Origin of the sequence: Tsukamurella sp. TY48, from assembly GCF_019656655.1 — a bacterium.
GTDB classification, from domain to species: domain Bacteria; phylum Actinomycetota; class Actinomycetes; order Mycobacteriales; family Mycobacteriaceae; genus Tsukamurella; species Tsukamurella strandjordii.
Genome location: NZ_BPMV01000002.1, coordinates 1,026,210 through 1,043,590, shown reverse-complemented (window position 1 = coordinate 1,043,590; position 17,381 = coordinate 1,026,210). Strand labels below are relative to the sequence as shown.

The following is a 17,381-nucleotide window of genomic DNA, read 5'->3' as shown; positions in this document are numbered from 1 at the left end:
TCAGCTCACCACGTCCTTGTAGCGGAAACCGCGCACGGCGAGGGCGAAGAAGACCACCGCGATGCTCACCGAGAGCGACAGTCCCTGCGCCATCCCGGCCCATTCGATCGACGGCTGCAGCAGATCGGTCCAGGCGTACTGCCAGTGCGCGGGCAGCGCCGCGCGCAACCCGCCCAGGGCGGTCACCTGATCGAGCACACTACCGATCACGGTCAGGCCCACCGCGCCGCCGACGGCCGCGAGCGGGGCGTCGGTGCGGGTGGAGAGCCACAGCGCGAGCCCCGCGGTGGCGAGCTCGGAACCGATGATGAAGGCCGCCGCCAGCAGCAGCCGCCACAGACCCTCACCCGCGGGGAGCGATGTCCCGGTGGGGGATTGCAGCGGACCCCATCCGTAGGCGAGGGTCCCGGCGACCAGCGCGACAGCCGTGAGCAGAGCCACGGACGCCACCGACAGGATGAGGGCGACGATCGCCTTCGTGATCAGCAGCCTGGTCCGGGGCACGGGCGCCGCCAACAGGTACCGCAGGGACGACCAGTCGGCCTCCGAGGCGATGGCATCGCCGAAGAACAACGCCACCGGGATCACGAGGAGGAATCCGGTGCCCGCGATGAGCACCGTCGCCGTCAGATTGAGCCCGGACGCGGTGGCCACATCGAACATCGACGGCCGGCCACCCCGGCGGCTCTCGTCGTCACTGCCCACGGCGAGGGCCACGATGAGCACGATCGGCAGCGCTGCGAGCAACCCCGCCATCACCAGCGTGCGGCGCCGCCGGAATTGGCGCGCCAGCTCCACCCGCACCGTGAGCGTGCGCCCCGGCGCGTACCCGGGTGCGGCACCGTCGTGTTCGGTCACCGAATCGGTCTGTGCGGTCATTCGTCGTCACCACCCGTCAGCTGGAGGAAGGCGTCTTCGAGGCTGCGCGGTGCCCCGGAGCCGTCGGCGTGCACGATCTCGTCGACGGTGCCGGCCGCGATCAGCTGCCCGCGCCGCAGCACGACCACGTGCGAGCAGGTTTGCTCCACCTCGGCGAGGAGGTGGCTCGACACGATCACGGTGCGGCCGGTGGCGCCGTACCGCACGATGGCGGCGCGCATCTCGCGGATCTGGGAAGGATCGAGTCCGTTGGTCGGCTCGTCGAGCACGAGGACGTCCGGAAGGCCCAGCATCGCCTGGGCGATCGCGAGTCGCTGCCGCATGCCCTGCGAGTAGGTGCGCACCGCACGGTCGAGTGCGGAGCCCAGGTCCGCGATCGCCAGGGCGTCTTCGAAGTGCGCGTCCTCGATCGGACGGCCGGTGGCACGCCAGTACAGGTCGAGATTCGCGCGACCCGAGAGATGGGGCAGGAAGCCCGCGCCCTCCACGAAGGCGCCCACCCGAGAGAGCACCGGTGCGCCGGGCCGGATCACGTGCCCGAAGACGCGGATCTCGCCCTCGTCGGGGGTGATCAGTCCCATCAGCATCCGCAGCGTGGTGGTCTTGCCGGCACCGTTCGGGCCGAGCAGTCCGAGTACCTGGCCGCGGTCCACGCGGAAGGTCACATCGCGCACGCTGTAGCCGTCGCCGCCGGCGTACTTCTTGGACAGGCCGGTGATCTGCAGCGCCACATCGGCCAGATCGGGATCGGCGGGTGCGGATGTGCGCCGGCGCCCGATGAGGACGAGGGCCGCCGCCACCGCGAGCGCGATGATGGGCAGTGCCCACACCCACGTCGGCAGGGGCCGCGGCGCCGACACCAAGCCCGGAACTTCGGGCACGGTGAGCGGCCCGGTAGCCGAGATCGTGTACATCGCCGGAGCATTCGGTGACAGGTAGCCGAGATCGGTGGTGGAGAACGCGACGCGCAGGCGGTGCCCGGCGTCGAATTCGTGGTCGATGGCGGGCAGGCGCACCGTGGTGGTGGCGCTACCGCCAGCCAACGGTATGCGGATCGGCGCGGCGAGCTGCTGCGGCAGTGCCTGCGATCCGTCGGGGCCCACGTCGTAGAGCTTGGCGAAGAGCACGGCGTCCGGGGCGGCGGAGTCGACCTTGATGGTGATCGACGGGGCGCCCGTCACCGTGAGATTGGTATCCAGCGGTGCTGATTCGAAGCCCGCGGACTGGGCGGGCAGGTCGCGTGAGAGTCCGGCCGAGCCCAGGAGTGCGCCCGCGGCGCCGAGGCTGCCGCCGAGCCCGGGGACACCCGAGATCGACGGTGGTGCGCCGCCGGGCGGATTCTCGGCGTTCTGCGGGCCGCCGGTCAGTTCGACGGTGCGCGTCTGCGTTCCTTCGAGTCCCGGGTAGCGGTCGGTGCTGGCCGAGCGCAGGGCCTGCGTACCGGTCTCGGAGTCGATGCCGCCTGTGCGGGTCACCTGATAGGCGGGGACGGCGGGGGCGTCCTCGCCCTTGAGGTAGCGGTCGAACCAGTCCTTGGTGCGGGCGTTGACGCGGGCATCCTCGCGATCGCCGCCGTCGTGGCCGCCCGCGATCCAGTCCATCGCCACGGGCGAGCCGTTCTCGGCGATCCGCCGTGCCGCCTCGTCGGAGTGGTCCAACGGGAACAGCGAATCGCTCTCGCCCTGTGCGAGATACGTGGGAACGCGGATGGACGAGCCCACCGAGGCCGGGCTTCGCGCCGCGAGCAGGGCGCGGTCGCCATCGGTGAGCGCTCCGCCCTGGGCGACCCGGTTGTACATCTCGCAGACCGCGGGCTCGAACTTCGCGCAACCGCCGCCCATGGTGAACAGGATTCCGGCCCACTGCTTCTTGTACACGCCGCCGGGGAAGAGGGCCTGTTCCAGATTCCAGTACGTGATCCGTGGCGCGATGGCGTCCACGCGACGGTCATGGCCGGCGAGCAGGAGGGCCAGGGCGCCGCCGTAGCTGCCGCCCGCCACGCCGACCCGCGGATCGCCGGGGCCGTCCTGGCGCACCTCGGGGCGGGTGCTCAGCCAATCGAGCAGCTTGCGGGCATCGGCGACCTCGGAGTCGGGGGAGTCGAGTCCCACCAGACCGGTCGACTTCCCGAATCCGCGTGCCGTGTACGTGAGGACGGCGTAGCCGCCCGCCGCGAGCTGTTTCGCCTCCGCCTCCACATCGGCCTTGGAGCCGCCGAAGCCGTGTGCCAGGAGCACCGCCGGGAGGGGGCCGGCGGCCCCGTCGGGAACGAAGAACGAGGTGTCGAGCGCCACCCCGGCACCGTCGAGCATCGCCTCGGTCTGGCGGACCGACGGACCTCGGTCGGGCGAGCAGGCGAACACCAGACCGCCGACCAGCACCAGGACCGCGATCAGCGCGGCGACGGTGGTGGATCGGCGGCCGGACGGGGCGGCCCAGGGGGCGCGTGGTCTCGGCACCGCCCCAGGATAGGTCGAATCAGTCGACCTTGACCGCGAGCACGGGGACGGGGCAGTTGAGCAGCAGCCGCTGGCTCAGGCTGCCGAGGATCGCCTTGCCCACCGGGGACCTTCGTTTCATCCCGATCACGAGGCGTTCGATGCCACGTTCCTGTACCTCGTCGAGCACGGCGTCGGCGGGATCGCGGTCGCCGCGGCCGTGCCGGTCGACCACCGTGATGGCGACGGCCTCCTTGTACCGCGCCACGTCCAGGGGGCGCAGCCCCAGGTTCATCGCCACCAGATCGGTGTCGAGCATCTTCGCCTCCGCGACGGCCTGCGCCAGCGCGGCGCGACCCTCCGGGGTATCGGAAACGGCGACCAGAATCGTCATGCGGGCATTCCTCTCGTGAGCGGATGGTCGGATCAGCGGAAATCGCCGGAGGCGAAGGACTCCTCGAGCTGCTCCAGCGAGCGGCCCGAGGTATTGGGCAGGAACTTCCACAGGAAACCCACGAAGAACACGCCGAGCACGAAGAAGACCATGAACGATCCGGTGATCCCGGTGGCGTCCACCATGATCGGGAAACCGAAGGCCACGATGGCGTTCGTCACCCACAGCACCAGGACGCTGAGCCCCATGCCGAATCCGCGCATCCGCAGCGGGAACAGCTCGGACAGGCACACCCACACCGGCACGTTGAGCGCCAGCTGCATGCAGAAGACGAACAGCACGACCAGGGCCAGGATCACGTAGGCCTTGACGATGCCCTCGGGGATCAGCAGCGAGGCGATCACGATGAGCCCGTGACACGTGGTGGTGGCGATGAGACCGCCGATGATCATGGTGCGGCGGGGCACTCGGTCGATCAGGAAGAACAGACAGATCGCGGAGCCGACCACGGCGATGATGCCGGGGGCGATGTTGGCGAGCAACGCCGAGTTCGCGTCGAACCCGGCCACGGTGAGCAACTGACTGCCGTAGTACATGACCGAGTTGATGCCGGTCACCTGCTGCGCGATGGCCAGACCGATGGCGGCGATCATGATCCGCCGGATCCACGGCACGGACAGGTCGTACCACCCGCCGGTCTTCGTGGCGGCCTCCTCCTCGGCCAGATGCCCGACCTCGGCCATCTCGGCCCGGGCGCGGTCCTCGGAGCGGATCTGCATCAGCACGCCGAGCGCCTCGTCGTCGCGGCCCTTGGAGATCAGCCAGCGCGGCGACTCCGGCATCCGGAGCATGCCGATGAACAGGAAGACGGCCGGCACCGCACAGACGGCCAGCATGTAGCGCCAGACGCCCTCGTGCTCGCCCCAGACGTTCGCGATGATCGCGTTGATGATGAAGGCCGACATCTGGCCGATCACGATCGCCAGTTCGTTGCGGCCACTGAGCGCCCCGCGCCGTTCCGTGGGCGCGAGCTCGGACAGGTACACGGGCACGGTGACGGAGGCGCCGCCCACGGCGAACCCGAGGACGAAGCGCGCGGGAAGCATCACCAACAGGTCCGGCGCGAAGACGGCGCCCATGGTGCCGCCGAAGAAGATCACGGCCAGCAGCGTGAGGGTCCTCTTGCGGCCCAGTCGGTCGTTGAGTCGCCCGCAGGCGAGTGCGCCGACCGCCGCGCCGATCAGCAGCGTGCTGGTGACCAGTCCCTCCGTCACCGAGGTGAGGCCGAGATCCTTCTTCATCGGCTCCAGCGCGCCGTTGATGACGCCGGTGTCGTAGCCGAAGAGCAGGCCGCCGAAGGTCGCCACCACCGCCACCAGGTCGAGGCGCCGCTGATGCGGTCCCGGTCTCAGCGGCGGGAGTGCGACGCCGCCGTGCGGAGTATCGATGCTGCCGTGGGCCATGTGGGGGTTCCCTTCACCTGTTCGGTGATGTTGATCACAACAGAAGAAGTCGAGTTTGGGAAGTGTTTCGTTGAATTTGAACGAATGTTAGGACAAAAGGTGAATTCGAGTCGGATATCTGCCATCATGGGAGTCGACGACGTAGGTGATCCGACAACGGAGGTGCTCCATGACCGATTCCGCACAGCCCGGCGGTGCGCTCCAACCGGTGCGCGTGGCAGTGATCGGGATGGGATGGATGGGCCGTGTGCACGCCCAGGCCTACACCCGCGTTCCGCATCACTACCCGCAGGGCCCGGCCCGTCCGGTGCTGGTCGCGGTGGCCGATGACGTTCCCGGCCGGGCCGCCGAGTTCGCCGATCGGTTCGGTGCCGAGCGCGCGTACACCGACTGGCGCGACGTGCTCACCGACGACGACATCGACGCGGTCTCGGTCACCGTGCCCAACTTCCTCCATCGCGAGATCGGCACGGCCGTCCTCGAAGCCGGTAAGCACCTGTGGATCGAGAAGCCCGTGGGGCTGACCGCCGACGATGCCCGCGCTGTGGACGAGGCGGCGCGGTCGCGCGATCTGGTGACCGCGGTCGGCTTCAACTACCGCAATGCGCCGGCCGTCGAGGCCGCGCGCACGATGATCGCCGACGGTGCGATCGGCACCGTCACCCACGCTCGCTTCCGCTTCTTCAGCGACTACGCCGCGCATCCCGACGGCGCGCTCACCTGGCGGTACCAGCGCGCTCGCGGCGGCAACGGCGTGCTCGGTGATCTGGGTTCGCACGGTGTCGACCTCGTTCGCTTCCTCTTGGGTGACATCGACTCCCTGGTGGCCGACGCCGCGATCTTCATTCCGGAGCGGTCCGAGCCCTCCGGTGCCACGTCCGGCCATCAGCTTGCCACCGGCGGTGTGCGCGGCACGGTCGAGAACGAGGACTACGTGGGTGCCCAATTGCGCCTGGTGTCGGGGGCGCGGTGCGTGCTCGAGGCCAGCCGGATCGCGGTGGGCGAGCAGAACTCCTACGGTTTCGAGATCCACGGGACCACCGGAATGATCCGGTGGGACTACCGCCGGATGGGCGAACTCGAGACCTCGCTGGGCGCAACGTTCCAGGACCAGCCCGTGTCCACGGTCTACGTGGGGCCGGGGAGCGGTGATTTCGCGGCGTTCCAGCCCGGTTCGGCCAATCCGATGGGCTACGACGATCTCAAGGTGATCGAGGCGCAGCGGTTCATGCGGTCGATCGTGACCGGAACACCCGAGGGGGCGACGGCGGCCGACGCGGTACGCAGCGCCCGTGCTCTGGACGCGATGACCGAGTCGATCGCCGCCGGGTGCTGGGTCACGCTGTAGGAGGCAGGAGCGATCGCTCCAGGGCGGCATCGGCCGCCTGGAGCACGCCGGCCGCCACCGCCACTCCCTCGACGCGGTCGAGCTCGGTGTCCTCGTGCTCGATGTTGACCATCATGTCGGGGTCCACCTCGTGCAGGGCGCGGAGGAACTCGGTCCAGTAAGCGGTGTCGTGTCCCTTGCCGAGCGCGACGAAATCCCACGCGGACCGTTCCGGCCACTCGTTCGCCCACTCGTCGCCGCCGAGGTTGGTGCGGGGATCGTCGGAGGACAATCGCCGGAAACCGTTGTCCAGCACGCCGTTGAGGGCGGCGTGCTCGGCGTTGATCCGTACGTCCTTGGCCGCCGCGTGCACCACGAGATCGCCCAGATGGCGCACCACCGCGACCGGATCCATCTGCTGCCAGAACAGGTGCGAGGCGTCGAGTTCGACTCCGATGTTCGTGGCCCCCGTCAGCTCGATCAGGCGGTGCACGGAGTCGCTGTTGAACACCACGTTCTGCGGATGCAGTTCCAGCGCCACCTTCACGTCGTGATCGCGGGCCAGCCGGTCGATCTCGCGCCAGAAGTCCGCGACGATCGCCCACTGGTGGTCGAGCACGTCGAGCGCGGCGGAGTTCCACGCGTTCACGATCCAGTTGGGCCGGGTCGCGCCCGGCTCGCCGCCCGGCAACCCCGACATGGTGACCACGCGATGCTGCCCGAGCCGCGCAGCCAGCCGGATCGATCGCCGCACGTCCTCGGCGTGCTCGCCCCCGATGGCGGGATTCGGATGCAGCGGATTGCCGTTGCAGTTCAGCCCCGCGATGCCGACACCGGTCCCCTCGAATCCGCCGAGGAAGTCGTCGCGGGCGGTGTCGCTCACCAGGATGTCGTCCATCGTCGGGACGTGGACGGCGGGCAGGAACCCGCCGGTGTTGATCTCGATCCCGGTGAGACCGAGTCCGGCGATCACGGCGAGCGCGTCGGGCAGCGGTCGATCGTGCAGGACGGCGTTGTACAGGCCGAGTTTCATGGCGACTCCTTGGTTCGTGGGGATCAGTGCGGGACGGCGATCTCGGCGCCACCGGCCAGCGCGGAGCGGGCCGCGGCGTCGAGCAGTCGCATGGTGCGCAGACCGTCGGGGAAGCCGGCGTTGCGCGGAAGGGCCTGTGCGGCGGGGACGCCGGCGATCTCTTCCAGGAAGGCGCGTGCCTGGAAGACGAAGCCGTCGTTCTGCCCGATGCCCACGCCGGGCGCGTCCATCGGGAGGCCGCCGCGCCAGTACGGGTGGTCCGGACCGAGCGTGATCGTGCGCTCGCCGGCGACGGCGTGGTCGGCCTCGGGGAGACACAGCCGCACCCGGCCTGGATCGCGGAAGTCGAAGGATGCGGATCCGCGTGCGCAGAAGACCTCGAACTTGAGCGTGTTCGCGTGCCCGGCGGCCACGCGCGAGACCTGCAGTGCACCCGTCCCGCCGCCCGCGAACTCCACGAAGAAGCCGGCTGCGTCATCGTTCTCGACGAGCTCGCGCTCGGTGCTCACCTCGGCGTGCTCATGGCCGACTACTCGGCCGAGGGGCTTCGGCCGGGAGGTGAACGCGGTGGTCAGGGTGCCGCCGCGCACCGTCGCGACCGGACCGCCGAAGAGCTCGGCGATGTAGGTCAGGTGGCTTCCCACATCCGCGAGGGCGCCGGACCCAGCGGGGCCTTTGAACCGCCAACTGATCGGGGCCTGCGGGTCGCAGGCGTAGTCGGTCCAATAGGCGCCGTCGAAGGCGATCAGCGGACCGAGGCGTCCGCTGCGGACGAGATCGCCGAGGAAGGCGATGCCGGGGGAGCGGAGGTAGGTGAGCCCGATCCGGCCGAGAGCGGACGAGCTCTCGGCCGCCGCGGTCATCGCTTCCGCGTCGGTCATGGTGTCGGAGAGCGGCTTTTCGCACAGCACGTGTTTCCCGGAGGCGAGCAGCGTCTCCACGATCTCGCGGTGCAGACGGTTGGCCACCACCACGCTCACGGCGTCGATCGCGGGATCGTCGGCGATCGTCCGCCAATCCGTGGTGTAGCGGCGATAGCCGTACCGCCGGGCGGTCTCCTTCGCGAGCGGTTCGTGGGCGTCGGCGACGGCGACGAGCCGCACGGGTGGCAGCTCCGTCCCGTAGACGGTGGAGGCCGTGCGGTAGCCGGCGGCATGGGCCTTGCCCGCCATTCCGGCGCCGATGACGGCGACACCTATCCCGTTCTCGGTCATTGTTCTCCTCGGGTGCGCGGGCCGTGGGGTTCAGCGACCCCGGCGCGGGCGATGATTGTGGGTGCGCTGCATCACACGTAGGATTCGGTGTGAGTTGGAGCGCTCCAACAATGATGCGAAATGTCGCTATGTCCTGTCAAGACCCGATCGCCGGAGGTTCGATGAGCGAGAAGCGGCCCACCATCTACGACGTGGCCGCGCGGGCGGGAGTGTCGAAGTCGTTGGTCTCCCTTGTGCTCCGGGATTCGCCGCGCGTGGGTGAGGAGTCCCGTCGGGTGGTGCGGGACGCGATCCGCGAATTGGGCTACCGGCCGAGCCGTGCGGCGGCGGACCTCGCGGCCCGGCGCACCCGCACCGTCGGCGTCCTGATCGACGACTACACCAACCTCTGGTTCGTCGATCTGGTGCGTGGCCTGCACGCCGCCCTCGGTCCCGCCGGGTATCGGCTCGCCGTGGTCGATGTCGCGACGGCGGGCCAGGCTGAGGATCCGATCGAGTCGATGCTCGCGATGCGGGTCGACGGCCTGGTGCTCGGCATGGACCCGCCGCGATCGCTGATCGGTGCGGAGCGGCTTCCGCCCGTGGTGATCGCGGGTACTCGAGCGGCGCCGGATCTGCCCTTCGACGCGGTCGCCAACGACGACGGAGAGGGTGCGCGACTGGCGGCGCGCCACCTCGTCGGACTCGGTCACCGTCGCCTCGCGCAGGTGTGCGCCGGGGGTGGCGCGGGCGCCGTCCGCCGCGAGGCCTTCGCCGCCGAGGCTGAGCGACTCGGCGTGAGCCTCGTCGAGGCCGGCCGGGACGGTCCCGCGACCGACGATGCGGGGTTCGCCGGCGCGCTGACGATCTTCGACGCCGACCCTCGGGTCACGGCGATCTTCGCCGCGAACGACGTGCTGGCGGTGGGCGTGCTCGGCGCGGCCGGGGCCGCCGGCCGCACTGTGCCCGGCGACCTCTCGGTGATCGGCTACGACGACACCTCGCTCGCGGCCACCCGTCTGATCAGCCTCACCACTGTCGACGATCGCAGCTTCGACGTGGGCGAACGGGCGGGTGGCCTGCTGCGCGCGCGAATGGGCGACGACGACGCCTTCGCACCGCTCGGAGCGGGTCCGGTGCGCACGACCTTGCCGGCGCGAGTGGTGACGCGGTCGACCACGGCGCGGCCGCGATCCTCCGACTGAGGCGTGCATCGGATTGTCGCTAATGTGCGTATGTCTGAACAAACGCTAGGCATGAAGTGTGATCTGTACTACATTCATCCTCAGCGGGTGGGTCGGTTCATCCGCGAGGTCGAAAGGGACAGACATGTTGAAGACCACGGGCCGGTTCCGGGGGCTGCTCACCGCGGCCGCCGCGAGCACCGCCGTCGTGCTGGCGGTCGCCGGATGCTCCAGTACCGGCGGCGCTCCGCGCGACACCGGCAATGGCGGGGCGGGGGTGGGCTCGGCGGGCACGAAGGCCTTGACCATCGCGATGATCACTCATCAGCAGCCCGGCGACACCTTCTGGGACCTGATCCGCAAGGGTGCGGAGATGGCCGCGAAGAAGGACAACGTGACACTGCGGTACTCGAACGATCCACAGGCCCCCAACCAGGCGAATCTCGTGCAGACCGCGATCGATTCGAAGGTGGACGGCATCGCGCTCACACTGGCCTCGCCCAGCGCGATGGCGCCGGCGGTCGCGTCCGCGCTCAAGGCCGGAATCCCTGTCACCGCGTTCAACGCGGGATTCAACGAGTACAAGGGAATGGGCATCGGCCAGTACTTCGGGCAGGACGAGACCACCGCGGGCCGGGCGGTCGGTGAGAAGCTGACGCAGGAGGGCGCGAAGAAGGCGATCTGCATCATCCAGCAGCAGGGGCAGGTCCAGCTCGAATCCCGATGCGCCGGTGTCAAGGCGGGATTCACGGGTGGCAGCGTGGAGAACCTCAATGTCAACGGTGAGGACATGTCCGACGTGCAGTCCAAGGTGACCGCCAAGTTGCAGCAGGATCCCTCGATCGACCGCATCGTGGCCCTCGGCGCACCGTTCGCGCTGGGTGCGGTGAAGGCCAAGGCGGGCACCAGCAGCAAGGCCGCCGTGGTCACCTTCGACACCAATGCCGCGATGATCGACGCGATCAAGAAGGGTGATGTCGCCTGGGCCATCGATCAGCAGCCCTATCTGCAGGGATACCTCGCCGTCGACTCGCTGTGGCTGTACCTCACCAACCGCAATACGATCGGCGGCGGCCAGCCCGTCTCGACCGGGCCGGCCTTCATCGACAAGACGAACGTCGACGCGGTCGCCGAACTCGCCAAGGCGGGCACCCGATGACCGCGAGTGACACCGTCGACGTCGCGGACGGCACAGCCGCCGCCGACGAACGGGTCAAGAAGCAGAAGGCGCTGCAACGAGTGATCGTGCGCCCCGAGGTGGGCGCGCTGATCGGCGCGATCGCGATCTTCGTCTTCTTCATGATCGTGGCGCCGCCGTTCCGCAGTCCCGAGGCCTTCGCCACGGTGCTCTACGCCAGCTCCACGATCGGCATCATGGCCTGCGGCGTCGCGGTCCTGATGATCGGCGGCGAGTTCGACCTGTCCACCGGTGTCGCGGTCACCTTCTCGTCGTTGGCCGCGTCCATGCTCGCGTACAACCTGCACCTGAACACCTGGGTGGGATCGGCACTGGCGCTGGGGCTCTCGATCGCCGTCGGCGTCTTCAACGGGTACATGGTGATGCGCACCAAGATCCCCAGCTTCCTGATCACCCTGGCCACGTTCCTCATGATCACGGGCATCAACCTCGCGGTCACGAAGCTGGTCACCGGCCAGGTCGCGACCCCGTCGATCGCCGACATGCAGGGCTACGAGTCGGCACGGTCGATGTTCGCGTCGACCATCGGCATCTTCGGCATCAACGTCAAGATCACGGTCTTCTGGTGGCTGCTGTTCACCGCCGTCGCCACGTACGTGTTGATGCGGACCCGGGTGGGCAACTGGATCTTCGCCGTCGGCGGCAACCAGGAATCCGCCCGTGCGGTCGGTGTGCCGGTCACCAAGGTCAAGATCGGCATGTTCGTCTTCGTCGGCTTCTGCGCGTGGTTCGTCGGGCAGCACCTGCTGTACTCCTTCGACACGGTGCAGTCCGGCCAGGGCGTCGGTAACGAGTTCCTGTACATCATCGCCGCGGTGATCGGCGGCTGCCTGCTGACCGGCGGCTACGGCACGGCCGTCGGCGCCGCGATCGGCGCCTTCATCTTCGGCATGGTCAACCAGGGCATCGTCTACGCCGGTTGGAACCCCGACTGGTTCAAGTTCTTCCTGGGGATCATGCTGCTGTTCGCCGTGATCGCCAACAACGCATTCCGTAACTTCGCGGCGAAGAGGTGACCGATATGACCACGGACAACGACGAGATCGTCCTCGGTACCGAGCCTTCGGGGACGCCGCTGATCGAGCTGCGCGATGTGGGCAAGCAGTACGGGAACATCATCGCGCTCAAGGGGATCAATCTCCGTGTGCATGCCGGTGAGGTGACCTGCGTGCTCGGCGACAACGGTGCCGGCAAGTCCACGCTGATCAAGATCATGGCGGGGTTGCACCAGCAGTCCGAGGGCGAGGTCCTCATCGACGGGGAGGCCACGCGCCTCGAATCCCCGAAGGACGCGCTCAACAAGGGCATCGCCACCGTCTACCAGGACCTCGCGGTCGTGGGTCTGATGCCGGTGTGGCGCAACTTCTTCCTCGGACAGGAGATGCGCACCGGCGTGCTGCGGTCGCTCGATGTGCAGACCATGCGCACGACCACCAAGGACGAGCTCTTCAAGATGGGCATCGACCTCCCCGATGTGGACGCCCCGATCAGCTCGCTCTCCGGCGGCCAACGCCAGTGCGTGGCGATCGCGCGCGCGATCTATTTCGGCGCCCGTGTTCTCATCCTCGACGAGCCCACCGCCGCGCTCGGCGTCAAGCAGTCGGGCATGGTGCTGCGCTACATCACGGCGGCCCGGGACCAGGGCTTCGGCGTCGTCTTCATCACGCACAACCCGCACCACGCGCACCTGGTGGGCGACCACTTCGTGCTGCTCAACCGCGGGCGCCAGAAGCTCGATTGCACGTACAGCGAGATCTCGCTCGACAAGCTCACCCAGCAGATGGCGGGCGGCGACGAACTCGAGACCCTGAGCCACGAACTGCGGAAGTAGACGAGCGACAACGCTCGAGTGAGGAGGCGGATGTGAGCGCGACCAGGATCGCGGTCCTCGGCTGCGGCCGGATCGGGCGGGTCCACGCCGATTCGGTGGCGATCAACGAACGTGCCGAACTGGCCTGGGTGTTCGACCCGGTCGAGGCCGCGGCGAAGGACGTCGGTGGGCGGTACGGCGCCGCATGGACGACCGACGTCGACCGGATCTTCGGCGACGATCTGGTGGATGCGGTGATCGTGGCCTCGCCGACCCCCACGCACATCGACCTGCTCACCCGCGCGGTGCGCGCGGGGAAGACGGTGCTGTGCGAGAAGCCCATCGACCTCGACATCGCCCGTGTGGACGCCTGCCGCGGCGATCTCGGCGACCTCGTCGAGCGGGTCATGCTGGGCTTCAACCGTCGGTTCGATCCGTCCTTCGCCGAGGTGCGAGCACGGGTCGGTGGCGGCGAGATCGGCGCCCTCGAACAACTCACGATCATCAGCCGTGACCCGGCGCCGCCACCCGCCGAGTACGTCGCGGTATCGGGCGGCCTGTTCCGCGACATGATGATCCACGATCTGGATCTCGCCCGGTTCTTCCTCGGCGAGATCGAGTCGGTGTCCGCGCTCGGCGCCAACCTCGTCTCCGACGACATTCGGGCGGCCGGCGATGTCGACGGTGCGGTGGTCGCCCTGCGCGGAGTCGGCGGGCAGCTCGCCACGATCACCAACTCGCGACGGTGCGCGTACGGCTACGACCAGCGCCTCGAAGCCTTCGGCGCGCTGGGTGCGCTGGACGTGGCGAACCAGCGGGCCACCTCGGTGTCCTTCTCCGGCGTGGATCGCACGGGTGCCGCCGGGCGGGTCCACGACTTCTTCCTGGACCGGTACACCCCGGCGTACCGCGCCGAGCTCGACGCTTTCATCACGATGACACGCACGGGGGAACCCGCGTCGCCGGGTTTCGAGGACGGCCGCGCTGCACTGCTGCTGGCCGATGCGGCGGCCGAGTCCCTGCGGACCGGCGAGGTCGTGCGGCTCGCCACCTGAGCCGGACGGTTCAGCGCGTCGCGGCGTGCTGTCCGGCTGCCGCGGGTAGGCGCAGCGCTCCGAGGAGCGGGAGCACGAGGAGGGCCGCGAGCGGGAGGAAGGCGAGGCGGTATCCCAGCTCGGCCTCGCCCGGTCCCGCCGCCGCCGTTCCCAGCCCGACGGCCGCGGCCACCACCGCCACACCGAGCGCGGTTCCCACCTGCTGCAAGGTGGCCGACAGCGTGTTGGCCGAGCCCAGGATCGACGGCGGGACATCGGCGAACATGAGTGTGTTGTAGGCGCTGAAGCCGATCGACCGCACCGCGCCGCTGAACACCAGCAGTACCGCGATCACCACGTGCGGCGTCGCGGACGTCACCGCTGAGAATGCCGCCAGCGCGGCCGCGCCGGCCAGGATCGAACCCACCAGGGTCCGCTTGAAGCCGATCGCCCGGATGATCGGGGTGGTGAGCGGTTTGACGCCGAGGTTGCCGAGGAAGACGGCGGCCACCATCGCACCCGCTGCGGAAGCGCTCCACCCGAACCCGGCCTGGAAGGTCAGGACGAAGAGGAAGGGCGCACCGGTGATCACCAGCCGGTACACCGAACCGCTCACGTTGCCGACGCGGAAGGTCCGGATACGCATCACCGCCGGGTGGAACAGCGGGGCAGGGCGTCGCGACATCCCGTGCGCCGCGACCGCGGTGAGTGCCACGGAGCCGACGAGCAGGGCGGCGACGAGTACCGGCCGTCCGCTGCGGACCAGTTCCGCCCCGCCGATCAGGCAGACCACCGCTCCCGCCGTGCACAGGTATCCCCAGCGGTCCAACGGGGTTCGGGGGAGCGCCTGCGGACGGGGGATCAGGAGGACGCCGCCGATGGCCAGGGCGATGCCGATCGGGATGTTCAGCGCGAAGATCCACCGCCAGCCCAGGCGGTCGGTGATGACGCCGCCGATGAAGGGCGCGATCACGGGCGCGATCAGCGACGGCCAGGTGAGGTACGCCATCGCGGCCAGGAGGTCGACGGGGCGCACCGTGCGCAGCACCGCGATCCGACCCACGGGGATCACCAGCGCACCCGCAACACCCTGTGCCGCGCGGAAGACGGACAGCCACACCAGGTCCGGTGCCACGGCGCAGGCCAGCGACGCCGCTGTGAATCCCACGACCGACCAGACGAAGGTGCGCCGGGCGCCGTACCGGTCGGCCACCCACCCGGCGGCCGGAAGGGCCACCGCCACGGCGAGCAGATAGGCGACGATCGCCGGGCTCACCCCCGCGGGGGTCGTGCCGAATTCGCGTGCCACCGCGGGCGCGGCGGTTTGCAGCACCGTGCCGTCCAGGTTCTCCAGGAACAGCGCACCCGCCACCAGCAGGGCGAGCGGGCGGCGGAAGGAGACGGTGGCGGGGCGGGGCAGACGGGTCATGGGTGGAACCGATCATCGCTCATCGCGATGCGGTTCGTGGGGTTCACCGTGGTGTCAGGCCCGCCGCGCGGTACGCCGAGTCCACCAGCTCCATCGTCGACACCGAGTCCTCGACGTTGATCGGGAGCGCCGCGCCCGTCCGCACGGCGTCCGCGAAGGCGGCCAACTGGTGGGTGTAGGTCGACGTGCGATCGAGGTGCTCCACCGTCTCGGACCCGTCCGCACCGGTCACGATGAACCGATCGTCGCGGTGCGGACCCAGGAAATCGGGGATCGCGATGGATCCGCCGTCGCCGCGGAAGACGAGCGCGAAGTCGTAGCGATCACCGACCATCGACACGTGCGCGTGGCCGGTCACCGGCATCGCGCCGTCGCGGCCGGGGAATCCGAAATCCACATCGCAGGCCGAGTCCACGCCCGGTGAACGCAGGACGGCGACCGCGCCGCGTACCGTCGGGCGACCTCCGGCGAAGGCGCCGAAGGTGCGCATCACGTGCGCGGCGTAGCAACCGAGGTCCATGAGTGCACCGCCCGCCAGCGCCGCCGACCACCTCGGATCCTCGTCCGGTGGCGTCGGCATCGACATCCGCACGTCGATCCGGCGCAGGTCGCCGATCGCGCCGGCGGCGAGCAGCTGCTCCGCCCGCGCGACCAGGGGATGGAACCGGTAGTGATACCCCTCGAGCACCACGACTCCCGCCGCGGTGGCGGCGTCGGCCACCGCACGCGCGGAATCGGCGTTGGCCGCGAAGGGCTTCTCGGTGAGCACCGGCTTTCCCGCACGCACCGCGGCCAGGTTCCACTGCGCGTGTAGGGAATTGACCAGCGGGTTGTAGATGACGTCCACCTCGGGATCGTCGATCACCGCCTGGTAATCACCGTGAATCCGCTCCACGCCGTGCTCTGTGGCGAAGGCCTCGGCGCGGTCGCGATCGCGCGCGGCGATCGCGACCAGCCGGTGCCCCAGGGCATGGGCGGGACCGACGATCGCGTCGGCGGCGATCCGCGCCGCGCCGAGCACCCCGATGCGCAGCGGGCCACCGGGAAGCGGAGTGCCGTCGATGCGGACCGCGGCCTCGCCGCGCGTCATGCGGACGTCGTGGCGCACACGGCCCGGAGGTGGTCGATCGACGCCGCGACATCGTCCTTCGCGGTGTCGCCGTCCGCCTCGGAGCCCAGGATCGTGTCCTGCTCCAGGACGTACCATCCCGCATACCCGGCCGCGGTGAGACCCTTGATGATCGCGGGCAGGTCCACATCGCCATCGCCCAGCGGGGTGTACATGCCCGCCCGCACGGCGTCGGTGTAGCTGAGGTCGCCCGAGCGGACGCGGGCCGCGAGCTCGGCGCGCACGTCCTTGAGGTGCACGAGGCGGACGCGATCAGCGGCGAGGGTGACCACGTCAACCGGGTCGGTGCCACCCGCGAGCAGGTGCCCGGTGTCCAGGCACAGGGTGACGGCCGAGCCCTCGATCACGCGCAGGACCTCGGGGCGCTGCTCGATCATGGTGCCCACGTGTGGATGCAGCGCGGCATCGAGGCCGCGTTCACCGGCGGCGGCGGTGAGCCGGTCCAGATTGTGCAGCAGGGTGTCCCAGCCGGACGCGTCGAGCTCAGGACGCGCGTCGTAGCCGTCGGTGCCGGTCGCAGCGGCGATCACCGCCACGCCGCCGCCGACCGCGAGGATCCGGTCGGCGGCGACGAGGAACTCGGGGAGCGGATCGACGTGGGGGTCGTGCAGCACCAGGGGGATGAAGCCGCCGACGCAGGACAGGCCGTAGCCGGACAACGTGGTGCGCAGCGCAGCCGGTTCGGCCGGCAGGAAGCCGTCGGGGCCGGTCTCCGTGGCGGTGAGGCCGAGCTCGCGCATCTCGCTGAGTACGCGATCGGGCGCGAGCTGATACCCCCAACCGGGGACCTCGCAGACGCCCCAGGAGATCGGGGCGGCGGCGAGGCGGAGGGGAAGGTCGGTCATCGGGCTTCTCGTTTCTCGAAAGTGA

The 17,381-nt window shown here is 69.6% G+C and carries 15 protein-coding genes; 6 read left to right on the top strand and 9 right to left on the bottom strand.

All coding sequences use genetic code 11. The features are described from left to right. From TTY48_RS20695 to TTY48_RS20680, 4 genes are read right to left on the bottom strand one after another with little or no spacing between them, the layout of a single operon-like run. Positions 1-879: an ABC transporter permease gene (locus TTY48_RS20695; protein WP_220659492.1), complete on the bottom strand. Its 879-nt coding sequence runs from the start codon at positions 877-879 to the stop codon at positions 1-3. Beyond that, positions 876-3,338 carry an alpha/beta fold hydrolase gene (locus tag TTY48_RS20690; RefSeq protein WP_220659491.1) on the bottom strand — a complete coding sequence of 821 codons (2,463 nt, stop codon included), beginning with the start codon at positions 3,336-3,338 and terminating at the stop codon, positions 876-878. The genes TTY48_RS20695 and TTY48_RS20690 overlap by 4 nt, the downstream gene beginning before the upstream one ends. 19 nt (positions 3,339-3,357) lie before the next feature. Continuing rightward, complete coding sequence (locus tag TTY48_RS20685) at positions 3,358-3,711, bottom strand: universal stress protein (protein ID WP_220659490.1); 354 nt, start codon at positions 3,709-3,711, stop codon at positions 3,358-3,360. A gap of 32 nt (positions 3,712-3,743) precedes the next feature. Further along, entirely contained in the window at positions 3,744-5,174 is a 1,431-nt protein-coding gene (locus TTY48_RS20680) for a sugar porter family MFS transporter (protein ID WP_220659489.1), read from the bottom strand. Positions 5,175-5,343: 169 nt separating this feature from the next. Between TTY48_RS20680 and TTY48_RS20675 the strand changes: the two genes are divergently transcribed. Continuing rightward, positions 5,344-6,522 carry a Gfo/Idh/MocA family protein gene (locus tag TTY48_RS20675; RefSeq protein ID WP_220659488.1) on the top strand — a complete coding sequence of 393 codons (1,179 nt, stop codon included), beginning with the start codon at positions 5,344-5,346 and terminating at the stop codon, positions 6,520-6,522. Here the strand turns inward: TTY48_RS20675 and TTY48_RS20670 are convergent. Together TTY48_RS20670 and TTY48_RS20665 are read right to left on the bottom strand one after the other, a co-directional pair. After that, the gene (locus tag TTY48_RS20670; RefSeq protein ID WP_220659487.1) at positions 6,512-7,534 is read right to left on the bottom strand and encodes a sugar phosphate isomerase/epimerase; all 1,023 of its coding nucleotides are present in this window, start codon (positions 7,532-7,534) and stop codon (positions 6,512-6,514) included. The two genes, TTY48_RS20675 and TTY48_RS20670, sit on opposite strands and share 11 nt — an antisense overlap. A 23-nt stretch (positions 7,535-7,557) precedes the next feature. Next, positions 7,558-8,748 (bottom strand): Gfo/Idh/MocA family protein, encoded by a 1,191-nt coding sequence (locus TTY48_RS20665; RefSeq protein WP_220659486.1) that lies wholly within the window; start codon positions 8,746-8,748, stop codon positions 7,558-7,560. Between the two features lie 161 nt (positions 8,749-8,909). Between TTY48_RS20665 and TTY48_RS20660 the strand changes: the two genes are divergently transcribed. The 5 genes from TTY48_RS20660 to iolG all read left to right on the top strand — a co-directional run bounded on the left by TTY48_RS20660 (position 8,910) and on the right by iolG (position 13,974). Next, the gene (locus TTY48_RS20660) at positions 8,910-9,932 is read left to right on the top strand and encodes a LacI family DNA-binding transcriptional regulator (RefSeq protein ID WP_220659485.1); all 1,023 of its coding nucleotides are present in this window, start codon (positions 8,910-8,912) and stop codon (positions 9,930-9,932) included. A 124-nt stretch (positions 9,933-10,056) separates the two neighbouring features. Next, positions 10,057-11,070 carry a substrate-binding domain-containing protein gene (locus TTY48_RS20655; protein WP_220659484.1) on the top strand — a complete coding sequence of 338 codons (1,014 nt, stop codon included), beginning with the start codon at positions 10,057-10,059 and terminating at the stop codon, positions 11,068-11,070. Continuing rightward, a complete protein-coding gene (locus tag TTY48_RS20650; protein WP_220659483.1) occupies positions 11,067-12,125 on the top strand; it encodes an ABC transporter permease in 1,059 nt (352 codons plus the stop codon). Before TTY48_RS20655 ends, TTY48_RS20650 begins: the two co-directional genes overlap by 4 nt. 5 nt (positions 12,126-12,130) lie before the next feature. Continuing rightward, positions 12,131-12,940 (top strand): ATP-binding cassette domain-containing protein, encoded by an 810-nt coding sequence (locus tag TTY48_RS20645; protein ID WP_220659482.1) that lies wholly within the window; start codon positions 12,131-12,133, stop codon positions 12,938-12,940. 32 nt (positions 12,941-12,972) lie between these two features. Beyond that, positions 12,973-13,974, top strand: coding sequence for an inositol 2-dehydrogenase (gene iolG / locus TTY48_RS20640; protein WP_220659481.1), 1,002 nt, complete (start codon positions 12,973-12,975; stop codon positions 13,972-13,974). Between the two features lie 10 nt (positions 13,975-13,984). On the opposite strand, the gene TTY48_RS20635 is transcribed toward iolG, so the two are convergent. The 3 genes from TTY48_RS20635 to TTY48_RS20625 are packed head-to-tail and all read right to left on the bottom strand — an operon-like array spanning position 13,985 to position 17,356. Beyond that, on the bottom strand, positions 13,985-15,382 hold the full coding sequence (locus TTY48_RS20635) for an MFS transporter (protein WP_220659480.1): 1,398 nt from the start codon (positions 15,380-15,382) through the stop codon (positions 13,985-13,987). Positions 15,383-15,425: 43 nt separating this feature from the next. Further along, on the bottom strand, positions 15,426-16,472 hold the full coding sequence (locus TTY48_RS20630; protein ID WP_220659479.1) for a Gfo/Idh/MocA family protein: 1,047 nt from the start codon (positions 16,470-16,472) through the stop codon (positions 15,426-15,428). After that, positions 16,469-17,356, bottom strand: coding sequence for a sugar phosphate isomerase/epimerase (locus tag TTY48_RS20625; RefSeq protein ID WP_220659478.1), 888 nt, complete (start codon positions 17,354-17,356; stop codon positions 16,469-16,471). The genes TTY48_RS20630 and TTY48_RS20625 overlap by 4 nt, the downstream gene beginning before the upstream one ends. Between the last annotated feature and the right edge of the window lie 25 nt (positions 17,357-17,381).

Excerpts from the sequence above, each read along its gene's own strand:
- TTY48_RS20695 (WP_220659492.1), bottom strand. The coding sequence starts at position 879 with ATGACCGCACAGACCGATTCGGTGACCGAACACGACGGTGCCGCACCC.
- TTY48_RS20685 (WP_220659490.1), bottom strand. The coding sequence starts at position 3,711 with ATGACGATTCTGGTCGCCGTTTCCGATACCCCGGAGGGTCGCGCCGCG.
- TTY48_RS20680 (WP_220659489.1), bottom strand. The coding sequence starts at position 5,174 with ATGGCCCACGGCAGCATCGATACTCCGCACGGCGGCGTCGCACTCCCG.
- TTY48_RS20675 (WP_220659488.1), top strand. The coding sequence starts at position 5,344 with ATGACCGATTCCGCACAGCCCGGCGGTGCGCTCCAACCGGTGCGCGTG.
- TTY48_RS20670 (WP_220659487.1), bottom strand. The coding sequence starts at position 7,534 with ATGAAACTCGGCCTGTACAACGCCGTCCTGCACGATCGACCGCTGCCC.
- TTY48_RS20665 (WP_220659486.1), bottom strand. The coding sequence starts at position 8,748 with ATGACCGAGAACGGGATAGGTGTCGCCGTCATCGGCGCCGGAATGGCG.
- TTY48_RS20660 (WP_220659485.1), top strand. The coding sequence starts at position 8,910 with ATGAGCGAGAAGCGGCCCACCATCTACGACGTGGCCGCGCGGGCGGGA.
- TTY48_RS20655 (WP_220659484.1), top strand. The coding sequence starts at position 10,057 with ATGTTGAAGACCACGGGCCGGTTCCGGGGGCTGCTCACCGCGGCCGCC.
- TTY48_RS20650 (WP_220659483.1), top strand. The coding sequence starts at position 11,067 with ATGACCGCGAGTGACACCGTCGACGTCGCGGACGGCACAGCCGCCGCC.
- TTY48_RS20645 (WP_220659482.1), top strand. The coding sequence starts at position 12,131 with ATGACCACGGACAACGACGAGATCGTCCTCGGTACCGAGCCTTCGGGG.
- TTY48_RS20635 (WP_220659480.1), bottom strand. The coding sequence starts at position 15,382 with ATGACCCGTCTGCCCCGCCCCGCCACCGTCTCCTTCCGCCGCCCGCTC.
- TTY48_RS20630 (WP_220659479.1), bottom strand. The coding sequence starts at position 16,472 with ATGACGCGCGGCGAGGCCGCGGTCCGCATCGACGGCACTCCGCTTCCC.
- TTY48_RS20625 (WP_220659478.1), bottom strand. The coding sequence starts at position 17,356 with ATGACCGACCTTCCCCTCCGCCTCGCCGCCGCCCCGATCTCCTGGGGC.